This is a genomic window from Nonomuraea sp. NPDC003560, assembly GCF_042878785.1.
Lineage (GTDB): Bacteria > Actinomycetota > Actinomycetes > Streptosporangiales > Streptosporangiaceae > Nonomuraea.
Map to the genome: position 1 here is coordinate 538,428 of NZ_JBIAOF010000003.1, position 16,389 is coordinate 554,816.

The following is a 16,389-nucleotide window of genomic DNA, read 5'->3' on the forward strand; positions in this document are numbered from 1 at the left end:
CTCCAGGCAAGGGCGGGCGACATATCAAGACCGCGAGAGCCACGTCAAGTGCTCCTTTTTCCAGGGTCACGCCGCCTTGACAGCGAGGTGCCCGCAATATCAAGTTGTGTGGGCCATTGTCGGCGGATGGAGGCGGCGTGGATAACGGATCAGATCCGGCAACTCCGGTCGGCCGGGGCGAGCCGGATATCGTCGGGCGCAGTAAGCGTCTGTGGCTGCTGCCCGAGGGGCGGTGCCTGGTGCAGATAATCCCCAGCCTGCGCAGTTTCACGTACCACCGCGATGAAATCGTCGAGCGCACCGGGCCGCTCCGGCTCGATTTCTACGAAAGGGCGGCGGCCCGGCTGGCCGACGCCGGCGTCCCGTGCGCGTTCCGGGAACGCGTCTCGGCCGACTCGTACGTGGCCGACTACTGCCCGGCGCCGCCGTTCGAGGTGATCGTGAAGAACCGGGCCACGGGATCGACCACCCGCAAGTACCCCGGCCTGTTCGAGGACGGCGCCCCGCTGCCGCGCCCGGTCGTGAAGTTCGACTACCGGACCGACCCCGAGGACCAGCCGATCGGCGAGGACTACCTGCGCGCGCTCGGCCTGCCGGTGGAGGAGATGCGCGAGCTGTCCCTCGCCGTCAACGACGTGCTGCGGTCCTGGCTGCGCCCGCTGGAGGTGTGGGACTTCTGCCTCATCTTCGGCAAGACGGCCGACGGCGGGCTGACCGTCATCTCCGAGATCTCCCAGGACTGCATGCGCCTGCGCCACCAGGACGGCTCCCCGCTGGACAAGGACCTGTTCCGGGACGGCGTGGCGGGCGAGGAGATCGTGAACCAGTGGAGCCGCGTCCTCGATGTCATCACATGAGACCCCGGCCGCGCTGGTCACCGGCAGCAACCGGGGCAGCGGGCGGGCCATCGCCGAGGAGCTGCGCGAGCGCGGCTACCGCGTCTTCTCCCTGAACCGCTCGCTCGCGGGCGAGGACTGGCTCGGCGAGCACAGGTGCGACCTGGCGGACCCGGCGCAGATCGCGGAGGCGACCGCCCAGGTGCTCGGCGCGGCCGGCCGGCTCGACGTCTGCGTGTCCAATGCGGTGGACCGGGTGCTCGACCCGATCGCCGACCTGCGCGCCGAGGACTGGGAGCGGCTGGTCGCGATCAACCTGAGCGCCTGCTTCCACCTGCTCAAAGCCGTCCTGCCGGCGTTGCGGGCCGCCGGCGGGATGTTCGTCGCCATGGGCAGCCACGCCGGGACGCGGTACTTCGAGGGCGGGGCCGCCTACAGCGCCACCAAGGCCGGGCTGAAAGCGCTGGTCGAGACGCTGCTGCTGGAGGAGCGGCGCAACGGGGTGCGCGCCTGCCTGGTCTCGCCGGGCGCCATCGCCAACCTCGACGGCGACGGCTCGCCGCACAAGATGAGCACCCGGTCGGTGGCCCGCTGCGTGGCCACCATCGTCGACTCCTGGCCGGACGACCTCGTGGTGGGCGAGATCGAAGTGCGGCCGTCCTCCCTGCCCGAGCCGCCCGTCGTCGGCATCGACCGGCTGCTGCACGTGTGACCCCGCCGCCCCGCCGTCCCCGCCGCTCCTGTCAGGAGGAATCATGATCTCGCTCGCCCTGCCGAAGGGCTCGCTGGAGCGGCGGGCCCTGGAGCTGTTCGCGACCGCGGGGCTGCCCGTACGGCGGCGCTCGGACCGCTCCTACCGCGGCACGGTGGACCACTCCGGCGTGTCGCACGTGGCCTTCTACAAGCCGCGCGAGATCCCCCTGGTCGTCGGCGACGGCACCTTCGACCTCGGGCTGACCGGCGCCGACTGGGTGGAGGAGACCGGGGCCGAGGTCGAGGTGGTGGAGTCGTTCGACTACTCCAGGAACACCGAGCGGCCGTGGCGGCTGGTGCTCGCGGTGCCGTCCGGCCACCCCGCCCGCAGCGCCGCCGACCTCGACGACGGGGTCAGGGTGGCCACCGAGTACCCGAACATCGGCCGCCGCTTCTTCCGCGAGGCGGGACGCCGGGCCGAGGTGGTCGTCTCCTACGGCGCGACCGAGGCCAAGATCCCCGAGCTGGCCGACGCCATGATGGACGTCGTGGAGACCGGCCACTCGCTGCGCCAGAACGACCTGCGCGTCATCGAGACCGTGCGGACCTGCGGCGCGCAGCTCGTCGCCAACCCGGCCGCCTACGCCGACCCGGCCAGGCGCGGCGTGATCAGGAACCTCGCCCTGCTGCTGCGCGCCGCCTGGGTGGGCCCGGCCCACGTGCTGCTGACCGTGCGCGCCCCCGCCGACCGGCTGGCCGAGGTGGTGCCCGCGATGCCGGACCGGTCGTGGCGCGCGGGCGCCGACCTCGCGGACGGGACCATGGTCGTGCTCCAGGGCGTCCTGCCCAGGCGGGAGGTGCCCGAGACGATCGACGCGCTGCTGTCGGCCGGGGCCGTCAACGTCACCGAGTCGGGCATCGGCATCTTCGCCACGGGGGAAGCGGGTTGATCGGCGCCGCCGGCATGGCGAAGATCGGACGTGGGAACCCTGGCCCGCGGAGCGCAGTGCGAAGGAGACTCATGGACCCCCGGTCGGCGGCGAAGATCACGGAGGCGTCCCCGCGGCGCTCCCCCTGGCTGACGATCCTGCTCGTCTACGTCGGCGGGGTCGTCGGCGCGATGAGCCTCGGCAAGTTCTCCTCGGTCGGGCCCGCGATGGCGGCCCAGCTCGGGCTGTCGCTGTCGGAGCTGGGCTGGGTGATCTCGGCGGTGGTCGGCGTCGGGGCCGCGGTCGGCCTGCCGGCGGGCTATCTCGTCCGCCGCTTCGGCACCGGGCGGTCGCTGGTCACCGGGCTGGTCCTGATCGCGGCGGCGGGCGCGGCGAGCATGGCGGCGAACGACTTCGCCTGGCTGCTCGTCGCCCGCGGCGTCGAGGGCGTCGGCTACGTCCTGGTCACCATCTCCTGCCCGGCGCTGATCCTGCGCCTGGCCCACGAGCGCGACCGGGGCACCGCCCTGTCGGTCTGGGCGACGTTCGTCCCGGTCGGGCTGGGGGCCAGCACGCTGGCCGGCGGCGCGGCCGGCGACGCGCTGGGGTGGCGCGGCTGGACCGGCCTGATCGCCGGGCTGACGCTGCTGGTCGCCGCGGTGACGTGGGCGCGGCTGCCGCGCGGCGGCGGGGCGCAGGCGGCCGGCCCGGTGCCCCGGGCGCGTGCGCTGACCTGGCCGGGCGTGCTGGCCGCGGCCTTCTGCCTGACCGCGCTGGTGACCATCCCGGTGATCGTGCTGCTGCCCACGCTGCTCATCGAGCAGTACGGCCGCTCGGCCGCCGCCGCGGGCGCGCTCACCTCGGTGATCTCGCTGCTCGGCGTGGCCGGCGGGCTGGCGGTGGGCGTCCTGCTGCGCAGGGGCGTACGGGTCGGCGTGCTGGCCCTGTCCGGCTTCCTCGTCGTGCCGGCCGCCTGGATCCTGTACGCCGGCGGCTCCGCCGGGGGCGCGCTCACCGGCGCGGGCGTCATCTCCATGGAGAACGGCTTCCTCGGCGCCCTGGTCTTCGCCGCGCTCCCCCTCATCCTGGAGCGCCTCGACCACGCCGACGTCGGCAACGGCGTCATCGCCCAGGCCGGCAGCCTCGGCTCCCTGCTGGGTCCCCCGCTGTTCGGCCTGGTGGCGAGCGAGCTCGGCTATCGGGCCCTGATCCCCGTCATCGCCGTCGGCATCGTCGCCGCCGTCGGCGCCCTGCTGCTGATCGGCCGGCGGGCGGCCCGGCCGCTCCCAGCCGCCGACTGACCCGGCGAAGGGCCGGGAGCCCATCGCGGGACACGCAGGAAGGTGCGACCATGCGCGGACACGACCCGCTCGACGACACCGAACAGGCCCTGCTGCCCGCCCCGGCCCGGGGACTGGCGGTCGCGCTGCTGCTGATCGCCGTGGCGGGCGTGTCGATGGTGCTGGTGTTCGGGCCCGGCGCGCAGCAGCCGGGGCATCCGGCGGCGCCGGCCGCGCCCGCCGGGGTGCCGCCCGCCCAGTCGATCCTGCGGCTGTTCCTCGCCGTGGCGGTCATCGGCGGGCTGGCCTCGCTGGGCGGCGTCCTGGCGCGCCGGGCGGGCCAGCCGTCCGTGGTGGGGCAGATGGTGGCCGGGCTGCTGCTCGGACCGTCCGCGCTGGGCTCGCTGGCGCCGGGGGTGTCCGCGCTGATCCTGCCCGGCTGGGTCGCGCCGCAGCTCGAACTGCTGGCCCAGGCCGGGCTGGCGGTCTTCATGTTCACGGTGGGGCGGGAGTTCGACCCGGCCGCCCTCGGCCGCCAGCGCGTGGTCGTGGGGGTCGCCGCGCTGGCGATGACGGCCGTGCCGTTCGCCCTGGGAGCGGTCGCGGCGGTCCCGTTCGCCGGCGCGCTCGCCGGGCCGTCGGCGTCGGGCACGGCGTTCGTCCTGTTCGCCGGGACGGCGTTGAGCGTCACCGCGTTCCCCGTGCTGGCCAGGATCCTCCAGGAGGCCGGGCTGACCGTCACCCGGCTTGGCTCGCTGGCGATCCTGTGCGCCGGGCTGGCCGACGTGCTCGCCTGGTGCGCGCTGGCCGCGGTGATCGCCCTCGCGCACGCCGGCTCCCCGGCGGGCGTGCTGACCTCGCTGGGGCTGGCCGCCGCCCTGGTCCTGGCCGTGACCCTCGTCGTACGCCCCGCGCTCGCCGCCCTGGCGGCCCGGCACGCCGCCCGCCGGCTGCCCGCCCCGGCCGCGCTCGCGCTGGTCCTGGGCCTGATCTTCGCCCTGGCGGCGGCGACCGACGCCATCGGCGTGCACGCCATCTTCGGCGCCCTGCTGGCCGGGGTGGCCTTCCCCCGCGACGCCCCCGTGCTCGGCGCGGTGCCCGAACGCCTGGGCTCGCTCAACCGCGCGATGTTGCTGCCGGTGTTCTTCGCCTCGATCGGGCTGCGCACCGACGTGCATCTGGCGTTCGGCCATCCGGTGGTGCTGCTGGGCGGGGCGGTGCTGCTGGTGGCCGCCGTCCTCGGCAAGCTGGGCGCGGCCGGGGTGATCGCCTGGGCGGGCGGCATGCCGGGGCGCCTCGCGCTCGGCCTCGGCGTGCTCATGAACGCCCGCGGCGTCACCGAGATCGTCGTGCTCAGCACCGGGCTCGGCATGGGACTGATCGCGCCCGGCACGTTCACGGTGCTCGTGCTGATGGCCCTGATCACCACCATGATGACCGCGCCGGCCCTGCGCCGCCTCGGCCTCTACGCCCCGGCCAGGGCCGAGCCGCGGACGCCGCAACCGGCCTGAGCCGGCCGCGGCGTCCTCATGGCGGCGTCGTGGCGGGGCCCTCATGGCGGCGTCCTCATGGCGGGGCCCTCATGGCGGGGCCCTCATGGCGGGGTCAGTAGACCTCGCTCCGGTTGTTCACGAGCTCGTCGAGCATCGAGGTGGTGTCGGAGTAGCGCCCGGCCGCCGCGCCGCCGGGCGGCAGGGCGAGGGTGGCGAAGGCGTACCTGACCGCCTCGCCGACCGTGCGCACCCCGAGCCGCCGGACGAGCGGCGAGTCGAGCCGGGTGCTCGCGTTGACCTGCCGGGCCGCCAGGTCGAGCAGCGTGGCCAGCAGCTGGAACCGGACGGGCCCCGGTTGCGGGCCGCCGGCCGACAGCGCGGCGACGGCCTCGGCGTCGGCCAGCTCGCCGTCCGCCTGGCTGTCGAAGCGCTGGTCGGTGGCCTGGACGCGGGCCAGGAACTCGGCGGTGCGCGCCTCCTGGTGCGTCTTCCAGTAGCCGTGCGAGCGCGGGTCGCGGGTCGGGGCGACCTCGGTGACGGTCGTCGTGGCGGACGCCGTGGCAGGCTCGTAGACGCAACCGTTGGCGTTCCGGTACGCGGCGGCCGCCGTGTCGGGCAGCTCGGCGCCCTTCGTGAACAGCAGGCCGGGCCGGGCCGTGAACCCCACGGACACGTCCGCGCCGGGGTCGAGGGGGCCGAGCGTCCAGGTCAGGGTGGTGGTGCCGTCCGGGTTGCGGGTGACCCCGCCGGGCCGGGGGCCGGTGCCGCGGTCGAGCGCGCTGCTGTAGTAGACCTCCTTGGGCAGCGTGTCGGTGAGGACGACGCCGGTGGCCCTGCCGCTGCCGACGTTGGCCGCCCGCAGCCCGACGGTCATCGCCTCGCCGGCGTTCACCGTGGCCGGGGCGGTCTTGGTCAGGGTGAGCCGCGGCGCGTGCACGGTGGTGGCGGCCTTGGCGGTGTTGTCGCCCGTGTCGGCCTCGGGGCCGCCGGCGGTGTCCGTCGCGGTGGCGGTTGCCGTGTTGGTCAGGACGGCCGCGTCGGCCGTGTCGCACGGCACCGTGTAGGTGAACGTCTCGGTCGTGGACCGTCCGGCGCCCAGGTAGGGGACCTGGCGGGCCTGGGCCGGCCCGGTGGGCGGGGTGTCGGTCACGCCGACGGAGGCCGCCGGGCCGGTGCCGACGTTGTCCAGCTTCACCTGGTAGGTGAGGGTGTCGCCGGGTTCGGCGTCCCGCTTGTCGACGCTCTTGGCGGTGACGATGTCGGGGTCGTAGAGGTTGAAGAACGACATCTCCTGCCGTACGGCGGCGGTGAAGTCGAGCTCCTTCTCCGGCTCGCCGCCCGAGCCGCTGCAGGTGGGCGCGGAGACGGGGAAGCTGCTGCAGGCCCAGCCCTTGGCGTCGGGCGAGAGCGCGGCCCGGTACTTGACGGCGGCCCAGTCGTCGTGGTCGCGCAGGGTCGTGCTGCCGCCGCTGGCGTTGACGTCCACGTTCACCGTCCCCGTGTCGATGAGCGGGGCGCCGGTGCCGGGGGCGGTGTTGTCGTTCCAGTTGATCGGCGCGTTGCCGGCGGCCGAGCGCAGCGGCCGGAACGTGCTGGTGGGGTTGGCGAGGTTGTCGGTCCACCAGAAGGTGTGGTCGGTGCCGTCGCCGATGCCGGCGGACTCGTCCAGCGTGCCCTCGGCGAGCGGGGGCAGGCGGCCGCTGGAGTAGCCGACCCGGATCGCGCCGATCTTCCAGTCCCTGAGCTGGTTGACCAGCAGCGGCGGCGGGCCCGTGGGGATGCCCGACTGGAAGAAGTAGTTCATGACGCTGAGGTAGTTGGGCTTCCACTGGTCGTTGACGTCGCCGCCGTGCCGCAGGCCCAGGGCGTGCCCGAGCTCGTGCATGATGGTCCCGGCCTGGTCCTGGACGGTGCCGACCTCGGCGTCGTCCCGGCCGGTCCCGACGGTGAGCACCTGCCGGTCGGTCGGGTCCGCGCTGGTGGTGTCGCACGTGCGGTCCGGGCCCACGTGGATCTGGGTGCCGATCACCACGTCGTCGCCCGCCGCGGTGGTCTGGAGCCGGCCGTCGCCGCCGTAGTCCACGCCGAAGTCGGCCACGCACATCGTCCGCCACGAGCCGAAGGTGACGATGAAGTCCTTGTTGTTGTCCCTGGTGGGCTCGCAGCACTGCCCCGACGTGCCCGGCGACGTCGAGCTCCCGGTCGCGGTGGTGACGACGAGGTCGTGGGCGAAGATCGCGTAATGGGCGTACCGGGCCAGCTCGGCGGGGAAGTCGGCGGTGCGCGCGTCGCGGAAGTCGCTGTCGTCGGCCAGGCCCATGGCGGCCTGCTCGGGCAGTTGCGTGCCCTGGAGGTAGACGAAGTCGACGCCGTCCCGGTGCGTCCCAGGGTACGGGCACGGGTTCTCGGCCTTGACCGGCGCGGCGTCGAAGGCGTTCCGGACCAGGGTGATCGCGTCCGGCTTGGGCCGGTGGGAGTGCCTGGTGTCGGCCATGTAGTCGGCCTGCAGCACGATCGTCTTGCGGCACGGGTCCGCGCCGAGCGCCGGGAGGTCGGCGATGACCCCGCCGTTCCGGTCACGGATCCCGGACAGCTCGACGAGGTCGGGGATGCCGTCGTGGTCGGTGTCGGGCATCACGGTGGAGACGGTGAAGCCGATCCTGGTCTTCCTGCCGTCGTTGTCCCTGGGGAAGCCGTGGTCGCCGTCGCCCTCGGCGCACGTCTGGCCCTTCTGCCGCCCCTGGGAGTCGACGCACGGCGTGCCGAACTGCACGCCGTCGCCCGACAGGGTGCCCGAGCGCACGTCGTAGACGAGGTCGAGGTCGAGGTCGTCGTTCTGGGGGCTGATGTCCATGCGGTCGTCGTTGGTGTTGAGGCCGCCGTCATAGTCCCAGAGGGCGACGGTGATGTTCACGGTCGGCTGGTCGCCGGGCAGGTCGGACTTGGTGAAGACCCAGCCGCCCGGAGCCTCGGGCAGGCCGAGGGGCTCGAACTCGTCGTCCTCGATGCGCGGGCCCGTTTCGAGCGGGCCGTCGGCGATCCTGACCTTCGGGTAGTAGTCGCCGTCGCCGACGCCTCCGCTGTCCGGGTCCTCGATCTGGCGGAGATAGTCGATGGAGAAGGTCAGCGAGAAGCCGGGGACCGCGGCCGACGCCGGCGTGGCCAGCGCCGGGATCAGGGCGGCGACCAGCACGCCGATCGCGGCGAACGAGAGCCGCCCGCGCCACCGCGCCGGCCCTTTCCGCCCGGTTCTCATGCCATGTGTGACGCTCACGGTGGTTCCTCCTGGGGTGTCGCTCTGAGGAGGATCGTCCGCGCGCGTTCCCATGACCGCATGAGTAACCGCTACTCAGCCCGCCGGACGGCGGTGAGCACCAGGACGTCGTAGTGGACGGTGAAGGCGCCGCCCACCGCGTCGATCGCGGCCCCGATGCCCGCCAGCAGCGCGCTGCGCCGCTCCGGCGGCAACCCGGTGACCGGGCCGTGCGTGGGCACCTGCGCCAGCCACTCGTCGCGGGTGTAGTCGCGCTCCCACGCGTAGTCCCACCGCTCGGGCTCGCCGAACGCGCCCGAGGCGCGGACGCCGTCGGCGATCTTGTCGAGCAGCGACGTGTACATGCCCACGGCCGGGCCGGCCTGGCCGAGCGCCGGCAGGTCGGGCAGCACCCGGCGGTAGACCTCGGCGAAGGGCTCGGCCAGGGCGTCCGGCGTCTGGAAGACGTTCCAGAACAGCGCCAGCCTGCCTGCGGGCCGCAGCACCCGGGCCGCCTTGGCCGCGCCCGCGACCGGGTCGATCCAGTGCCAGGTCTGGCCGGCGACGACCGCGTCGAACGTGCGCCCGGCCGGGTCCCAGGACTCGAAGGCGGACACGTCCACCTCGATGCCGTCGCGCCGGGCCAGGGCGGCCATGCGCGGGTCCACGTCCACGCCGGAGACCCGGCAGCCGGCCGCCTGGAACTGGCGGGCCGCGATGCCCGTGCCGATGCCGACGTCGAGCATGTCGGGGCCGGGGCTGGACTCGGCGATCCGGGTCACCATCTCCTCGGGGTAGCGGGGGCGGGTGCGGTCGTAGCGGTCGGCGTCGGCGCCGAAGGACTCGGCCATCCGCCGGTGCAGGTGCGGCTCGTTCTCGGAGGTGTTAGTGGGCATGCGCCCACTCTAATGGGCACGTGCCCACTCGTCTACCCTGAACGGGATTCGCCGAGAAAGGAGACCGGCCCGGTGCCCACCGGCATAGCCCTCCGCGACGTGCGCGAACAGCTCTTCGACGCCGCCGAGCGCATCCTGCTCCGCGACGGGCCCAACGCCCTGACCAGCCGCGCGGTCACCACCGAGGCGGGCTGCGCCAAGGGCGTGCTCCACCGCCACTTCGCCGACTTCGACGCCTTCCTCGCCGAGCTGGTGACCGACCGCATCCGCCGCGTCGAGGCCCAGTCCGCCGCTCTGCGGGCGAGCGCGGGCACCGGCACCGTCGCGGGGAACCTCACGCTCGCGCTGCTGGAGCTGTTCGGCTCGGTCGCCGTGGCCGTCGTCAGCCTCGTCATCTCCCGCGACGGCCTGCGGGCCCGCCTGCGCCAGGCCGGGTCGGCCGGCCTCCCGCTGCTCGGCGAGGCCACGACCATGATCGCCGGCTACCTCGCCGCCGAGCGCGAGATGGGCCGCATCGCGGTCGACGCCGACGTCGACGCCCTCGCGCTCACCCTGATCGGCAGCGCCCACCTGCTGTTCGCCGGCCGCGAGGACGACCCGCCCGACGCCGCCGTCGTCGAGTGGATCGTCACCACGGCCATCGCCGACGCCGTCCAGCGCCGCCTGCTCTGAACCCCCGCCTCACCGGGCCGCGGCCGCCCCCAGGGCGATGGGCCACACGACCAGCAGGTACGCCTCCGACGGCTGGTTCGACGGCGTCGGCCGGTCCCGGCGACGGCCGTGGACGCGCAGGCCGTACCGCCCGGCGCCCTGGGGCGTCAGGTCGATCGGCTCGTCGGCGACGCCCTGCACGCGCATCACTCCGGTGGTGGTGACGAACTCGACCTCCTCGCTCTCCTCCCAGCCTCGGGCGGCCGCCACGGGCGGGCCGTCCTGCCAGTTCACGTGCAGGCCGACGCGTCCGGCGCGCTTGGCCGTACGGATGAGCAGCGAGTCGGGGGCGGCGGCGACCAGCCCGTCCGGCAGCGGCGGCGGGACGGCGGTGTCCTGGAAGGGGTTGACGATCCGGATCCGGTGGTCGGCGGTCCCCACCGTGACCCGTACCGGATGCGGCAGCGCGGGCCGCTCGTCCCGGCCCGACGCCTTGCGGCCGCGCTGGGCGTCCGGCGGGGAGTGCGTCATGCCGGACAGGCGCACCTCGCCGGTGAAGGTGACGAGCTCCACCTCCTCGCTCTCGTCCCAGCCCTCGGGGTCGAGGGGCGGGGCGGTCTCGGCCAGCCGTACGGTCACGTCCACGACGCCGGTGTGGATGCCCGTCCGGATCACGGCGGCGCCGGGCGCCGAGGCGGTCAGTCCGTTGGGGACGGTTCCCGGATGGGCGCGGCCCGGCTCGCCGACCACGATCTGGTGACAGGTGACGTGCACGTCGGCCCTGGCTCGGGCGGGAGGTAAGTGGATCATCCCCGGAAGCCTAGGCCCGGCCGCCCGGACGTGGCCCGCTATAGGGATCTTGGGGCTACGATCTCCTGCGTAGCCCCTTTCGTCCGGAAGGCGTCGCGATGAGCGAACGTTCGCTGAACACCGATGTTCCGAGCCCCGCCCGTATCTACGACCTGTGGCTGGGCGGCAAGGACAATTACGAGATCGACCGGATGGTGAGCGAGCAGATCCTCGCCGCCGTGCCCGACCTGCCGGTGCTGGCCCGTACGAACAGGGAGTTCCTCGGCCGCGCGGTGCGGTACATGGCCGGGGAGGCGGGCATCCGGCAGTTCCTGGACATCGGCACCGGCATCCCCACCGCGGACAACACCCACCAGGTCGCCCAGTCGGTGGCCCCGGACAGTCACGTCGTGTACGTCGACAACGACCCCATGGTCCTGGCCCACGCGCGGGCGCTGCTGCGGGCCGCGCCCGCGGGGACGACCGCCTTCGTGGACGCCGACCTGCGCGAGCCCGGCAAGATCCTGGCCGCCGCCGCAGAGCACCTCGACTTCGACCGGCCGATCGGGCTGACCCTGCTCGGCGTCGTGGACTTCCTCCCCGACACCGGCCAGGCCCGCTCGATCATCGCCGAGCTGCTGGAGCCGATGGCGCCGGGCAGCCACCTGGCCATCTCGCACGGCGTGGTCGGCAGGCGGCTCGAAGAGGGCGTGCGGCACTGGAACGAGAGCGGCGGGGCGCCCATGACGCTGCGCAGCCTTGAGGAGGTCACGAGCTTCTTCGACGGGCTGGAGCTGCTGGCGCCGGGCGTGGTGCCGCTGCCGCGCTGGCGTCCCGTCCCCGAGACGCTGTACGCCGACCGCGAGGCCGTCTACTGCGCGGGCGTCGGCCGCAAGCGCTGACCGTCCCCGGCTTCGCGCCGGTCCGGGCGATGCCGCCTTGCCGACCGGCGTACGCCGCCTGGCGGGCCCGCGTACCCTGAGTCCCCGATCAACTTCACCGAGTGACGGGAGCGGGATGGACGACGGGCTCGGCGCGGGGCTGGGGAGCGAGCGGGACCGGTGCGCGCGGGATCCGTGCCCCTGGCCGCCGGGGCCGTTCACGACCGGGGAGGCCAGGTGGTTCTTCGGGCGCGAGCGGGTCGTGTCCGAGCTGGTGGGGCTGCTGGGGGAGCCGCGCGCCGCCCATCCCGTGGTGCTGGCCGGGGCGGCGGGGTCGGGCAAGACGTCGGTGCTGGCCGCCGGGCTGGTGCCGGCCGTCCTGGCGGGTTCGCCGGCGGCGGCGACGGAGCGGGGTCGCGCCGGGGTGTTGTGGCGTACGCCCGGCTCGCCGGTCCGGGGCGGGGGGCGGCCGGTGGAGGAGTGCGCGCTGCTGGTGGTCGACCGGTTCGAGGAGCTGTTCACGGCTCGGGCGGGATCCGGGGGCAAGGCGTACGTCGAGGAGCTGTGCGCACTCGCGGCGGGCGGGCTGCCGGTGGTGATCGGGATGCGGGCCGGCTGCTACGAACGGTGCCTGGGGTTTCCGCCGCTGGTCGAGGCGCTGCGGACGCGGTCGCTGCCGCTCGGCCCGATGACCGGCGACGAACTGCGCCGCGCGATCACCGAACCGGCCCGGGCCGCCGGGCTGTCCCTGGAGCCGGGGCTGGCCGAGACGATCCTGCACGACCTGGGCGTCCGCGACGACGCCCCGGCGGCGGCCGACGCGCTGCCGCGCCTGTCACACGCGATGCGCGCCACCTGGCACCGCCGCGACGGCGACACACTCACCCACGCCGCCTACCGGCACGCCACCGCACCACCCCTCCCCCCCGGCCCCGCGCCCGCTTCCCCCTCCCCCGACCGGGAGAAACCCGCTCTGCTCTCCCTCGGCCGGAAGAAACCCGCTCTCCCCTCCCTTGACCGGCAGGAGCCCCCTCCGCTGGGGCAGCCCGTTGGGCACTCTCCTGGCCCGGAGGCGGCGGGTTCCGCCTCTGGCGGGGGGCCCGCGGCACTCTCCTCCGGCTTCGGTGGGGGCGGCAGGGGGTGCCCGGTCGGGCGGAGGGTGCGCGGGCTGGTCGTGGCGCTGGTGGTGCTGGTGGTGGTCGCCGGGGCGGGCGCGGGGCTGGCGTGGCAGAAGAGCGGCCGGGCGAGCGCCGCCCGCGTCACCGCGCTCGCCGAGCGGGCCGCCGTACAGGCGCGGGCGCTGCGGGCCACGGACCCGGCGCTGGCGATGCAGGTGGCGGTGGCCGCCCAGGGCCTGGCCGACACCCCGGGCACCCGCGGCACGCTGCTCGACACCGCCGAGCCGTACGCCACCCGCCTGCGCTCGGCCGGCGACCGGCTGCGGGCGATCGCCTACAGCCAGGACCACGCCCTGCTCGCGACCGGCGCCGACAACGGCGTGGTCGAGCTGTGGGACGCCACCGACTCGCGCCGCCGCACCCCGCTGGCCACCCTGCCGCGGGCCGCCGGGCCGGTCGGCGCGCTCGCCTTCCGGCCGTCCGGCGGGGACCGCGTCCTGCTGGCGGCCACCGGGCAAGGGGTCGAGGTGTGGAACGTCGTGGACCCCGCCCGCCCCCGGCACGTCGCCGCCCTGCCCGGCGCGGCGACGGCGGCGTTCACGCCGGACGGCCGCACGGTGCTGGCCGCCGCCGCGCACGGCGTCCGGCGCTGGCGGCTCGCCGGCCGTCCGGTCGCCCTGCCCCCGGTGCGCGCCTCCGCCCAGGTCACCCGCTTCGCCGTCGGCGACGACACGGTGGTCACCGGCCACGACGACGGCAGCGTGCGCCTGTGGGACCCGGCGCGGCCCGCCTCCCCCGCGGACACGATCGCGACCGGCCTCCAGGACGGCCCCGCCGCGCTCGCGATCAGCCCCGACGGCGGCGCGCTGGCCTGGTCGGCGCCCGCCCGCGGCACCTGGCTCTGCCTCCTGCGCGCCCGCCGCTGCGACCGGCCCGTCCGGTACGGCGACCCCGCCGGCGCCCTGGCCTTCAGCCCGGACGGCACCGTCCTGGCCGCCGCCGGCGACGACCGCGCGGTCCGGCTGTGGAGCGTCGCGACCCGCGCGGAGGTCACCTCGTTCCCGCACCCCGACCGCGTGCTCGGCCTCGCCTTCACCGCCGACGGCCAGGCGCTGGCCACCGGGTCGGCGGCCGGCGCCTTCTACCAGTGGCGCCATCCGGTGCGCGTGCCCGACCCGGTGACCGGGCTGGTCCTGAGCCGGGACCGGACGCTCATGGCCACGACCGGCGCGCGCGGCGGCGCTCTGTGGGACGTCCGCGATCCCCGCCACCGCGTGCTGCTGTCACGCTGGAACGTTCCAGCAGCCGCCGCTCCGGCGCTGAGCGGCGACGGCCGCCGCCTGGCCACCGTCGAGCGCGGCGTGGCCGTGACCGTGTGGGACATCCGCGACCCCTACCGCCCGGCCCGGCACGTCCGGCTGCCGGTGCGCGGCCTCGCGGTCGCCGCGCTCAGCCCCGACGGACGCGTCCTGGCCACCGGCGACCACGGCGGCCGGCTGCTGCTCTGGGACGTCACCGGCCCGCCGCGCCGCCTGGCCGCCCGCGACGGCTTCGGCGACGTCGGCGCGCTCGACTTCAGCCCCGGCGGCGGCCTGCTGGCCAGCGGCGGCGCCGACCGCGGCGTACGGCTGTGGGACGTGCGCCGCCGCGCCCTCGACCAGGTCGCCCACCACGAGGAGCACGCCGACGCGGTGGCCGGCGTGCGCTTCGGCCCGAAGGGCGACGTGCTGGTCAGCACCGGCCACGACCGGACCGCCCGCGTCTGGCGGATCGCCGACCCGGGCCGCGCCCCCCGTCCGGCGGTCCTGCGCGGGCACGGCGGCACCGTCCTGGTCGCCGGGTTCAGCCCCGACGGCGCCGCCCTGGCCACCACGGACGCCTCCCGCACCACCCGCCTGTGGGACCTGCGCTCCCGCCGGCCGGTCGCCGAGCTGTCCCACCCCGACCTCGGGACCGTCCTGTACGCCGACGACCACACCCTCGTCTCGGCCGCCGGGCACGATCTGCGGTTGTGGGACCTGCGGCCGGAGTCGGTGGCCGGCCGCGTCTGCGAGGCCGCCGGGATGCCGCTCACCCGGGCCGAGTGGCGGCGCTACTTCGACGACCTGCCCTACCGTCCGCCCTGCTCGTGACCCCCGGCAGGGCGCTGACAGAGATCTGGCAGCGGCTCCTGGCACGGTCCTCCCATGACGGACAAGACGGACGTGCTCATCGTCGGCGCCGGGCCCACCGGCCTCACCCTCGCCGTGGAGCTGGCCCGGCGCGGGATCGCCCACCGCGTCGTCGAGCGGGCGGCGGCGCCCTCGGCGGGCTCGAAGGGCAAGGGCCTCCAGCCGCGCACGCTGGAGATCTTCGACGACCTCGGGATCGTCGACCGGGTCCTGGCCGGGACGACGCCCTACCCGCCGATCCGGGTCAGGATCGGGCGGCTGCCGGTCTACCGGGGCCGCATGCACCGGCCGGCGGCGGCGAGCGAGCAGGTGCCGTACCCGACGGTGCGCATGCACCCGCAGTGGCGCACCGAGGCGCTGCTGCGGGAACGGCTGGCCGAGCTGGGCGGCGCGGTCGAGCACGGCGCCGAGCTGACCGGCTTCGAGCAGGACGCGGACGGCGTGACGGCCCGGCTCGGCACCGGGACGACGCTGCGGGCCCGCTACCTGGTCGCCGCCGACGGCGGCAGGAGCACGGTGCGCAAGGCGCTCGGCATCGGGTTCACCGGCCAGACCCGCGAGGAGGAGCGCATGGTCCTCGGGGACGTGCGCGTCGAGGGGCTGGACCGCGAGCACATCCACGCCTGGGTGCGGCCGGGCAGGGGGATGGTCGCCCTCCATCCCATGGCCGGCACCGACGCCTTCCAGTTCATGGCCCCGCTCAGGCCGGGCGCGACGCCGGACCTGACCCTGGCCGGCTTCCAGCGGCTCTTCGCCGAACGCTCGATGCTGCGCGCGGCCCGCGTCACCGAGCTGCTGTGGTCCTCGCTCTACCGGGTCAACATCCGCCTGGCCGACGCCTACCGCGCCGGACGCGTGCTGCTGGCCGGGGACGCCGCCCACGTGCACTCCCCGGCGGGCGGCCAGGGGCTCAACACCGGCGTCCAGGACGCCTACAACCTGGGCTGGAAGCTGGCCCGCGCGCTGACGGGCGGGCCGGCGTCGCTGCTGGACACCTACGAGGAGGAGCGCCGCCCGGTCGCCGCCCGCGTGCTCGGCCTCAGCACGGACCTGCACGACCGGAAGTCGTACAAGCGGGACGAGGAGACCTACCAGCTCCGGGTCGGCTACCGGGGCGGCTCGCTGGCCCGCGCGGGCGGTGAGCGGATGCCCGACGGGCCGCTGCGGCTGGCCGGCGGCTCCCGGGCGCGCCTGTTCGACCTGCTGCGCGGCCCGCACTTCACGCTGCTGTCGCCGGACCCAGCGCCCCACGTGCCGGGCGGCCCGCAGGTGGTGGCGTACGCGCCGGCCGAGCCGTACGGCGGGGCGCGGCACACGCTCGTGCGCCCGGACGGCCACGTCGGGATCGCCACGGACTCCGCCGCCGAGCTGGCCCACTACCTGACGCTGGTGTGAGGGC

Annotated in this window: 12 protein-coding genes; 9 read left to right on the forward strand and 3 right to left on the reverse strand. The window is 75.2% G+C overall.

The annotated features are described in order from the left end of the window. Positions 1 to 137 precede the first annotated feature (137 nt). The 5 genes from ACFYUV_RS13415 (at position 138) to ACFYUV_RS13435 (ending at position 5,249) form a co-directional block, all read left to right on the forward strand. On the forward strand, positions 138 to 857 hold the full coding sequence (locus ACFYUV_RS13415; RefSeq protein ID WP_387668426.1) for a phosphoribosylaminoimidazolesuccinocarboxamide synthase: 720 nt from the start codon (positions 138 to 140) through the stop codon (positions 855 to 857). Continuing rightward, the gene (locus ACFYUV_RS13420; protein WP_352349610.1) at positions 844 to 1,548 is read left to right on the forward strand and encodes an SDR family NAD(P)-dependent oxidoreductase; all 705 of its coding nucleotides are present in this window, start codon (positions 844 to 846) and stop codon (positions 1,546 to 1,548) included. Before ACFYUV_RS13415 ends, ACFYUV_RS13420 begins: the two co-directional genes overlap by 14 nt. Before the next feature lie 43 nt (positions 1,549 to 1,591). Beyond that, a complete protein-coding gene (gene hisG, locus ACFYUV_RS13425; RefSeq protein WP_387668430.1) occupies positions 1,592 to 2,479 on the forward strand; it encodes an ATP phosphoribosyltransferase in 888 nt (295 codons plus the stop codon). Between the two features lie 71 nt (positions 2,480 to 2,550). After that, on the forward strand, positions 2,551 to 3,759 hold the full coding sequence (locus ACFYUV_RS13430) for a CynX/NimT family MFS transporter (protein ID WP_387668432.1): 1,209 nt from the start codon (positions 2,551 to 2,553) through the stop codon (positions 3,757 to 3,759). A 50-nt stretch (positions 3,760 to 3,809) separates the two neighbouring features. Beyond that, positions 3,810 to 5,249, forward strand: coding sequence for a cation:proton antiporter (locus ACFYUV_RS13435; RefSeq protein WP_387668434.1), 1,440 nt, complete (start codon positions 3,810 to 3,812; stop codon positions 5,247 to 5,249). A gap of 94 nt (positions 5,250 to 5,343) precedes the next feature. Here ACFYUV_RS13435 and ACFYUV_RS13440 read toward each other — a convergent pair whose 3' ends face one another. After that, the gene (locus tag ACFYUV_RS13440; RefSeq protein WP_387668436.1) at positions 5,344 to 8,505 is read right to left on the reverse strand and encodes a hypothetical protein; all 3,162 of its coding nucleotides are present in this window, start codon (positions 8,503 to 8,505) and stop codon (positions 5,344 to 5,346) included. 71 nt (positions 8,506 to 8,576) lie between these two features. Continuing rightward, positions 8,577 to 9,380 carry a class I SAM-dependent methyltransferase gene (locus ACFYUV_RS13445; protein ID WP_387668438.1) on the reverse strand — a complete coding sequence of 268 codons (804 nt, stop codon included), beginning with the start codon at positions 9,378 to 9,380 and terminating at the stop codon, positions 8,577 to 8,579. 72 nt (positions 9,381 to 9,452) lie between these two features. On the opposite strand from ACFYUV_RS13445, the gene ACFYUV_RS13450 reads away from it, so the two are divergent. Then, complete coding sequence (locus ACFYUV_RS13450) at positions 9,453 to 10,052, forward strand: TetR/AcrR family transcriptional regulator (RefSeq protein WP_387668441.1); 600 nt, start codon at positions 9,453 to 9,455, stop codon at positions 10,050 to 10,052. 9 nt (positions 10,053 to 10,061) lie between these two features. Here ACFYUV_RS13450 and ACFYUV_RS13455 read toward each other — a convergent pair whose 3' ends face one another. Further along, positions 10,062 to 10,841, reverse strand: coding sequence for a hypothetical protein (locus ACFYUV_RS13455; protein WP_387668443.1), 780 nt, complete (start codon positions 10,839 to 10,841; stop codon positions 10,062 to 10,064). 98 nt (positions 10,842 to 10,939) lie between these two features. Here ACFYUV_RS13455 and ACFYUV_RS13460 point away from each other — a divergent pair, with 98 nt between their 5' ends. The 3 genes from ACFYUV_RS13460 to ACFYUV_RS13470 all read left to right on the forward strand — a co-directional run bounded on the left by ACFYUV_RS13460 (position 10,940) and on the right by ACFYUV_RS13470 (position 16,385). After that, a complete protein-coding gene (locus ACFYUV_RS13460; RefSeq protein ID WP_387668446.1) occupies positions 10,940 to 11,722 on the forward strand; it encodes an SAM-dependent methyltransferase in 783 nt (260 codons plus the stop codon). A gap of 115 nt (positions 11,723 to 11,837) precedes the next feature. Next, on the forward strand, positions 11,838 to 14,951 hold the full coding sequence (locus ACFYUV_RS13465) for a hypothetical protein (RefSeq protein WP_387668448.1): 3,114 nt from the start codon (positions 11,838 to 11,840) through the stop codon (positions 14,949 to 14,951). A gap of 54 nt (positions 14,952 to 15,005) precedes the next feature. Continuing rightward, a complete protein-coding gene (locus tag ACFYUV_RS13470) occupies positions 15,006 to 16,385 on the forward strand; it encodes an FAD-dependent monooxygenase (protein ID WP_387668450.1) in 1,380 nt (459 codons plus the stop codon). Positions 16,386 to 16,389: the final 4 nt, after the last annotated feature.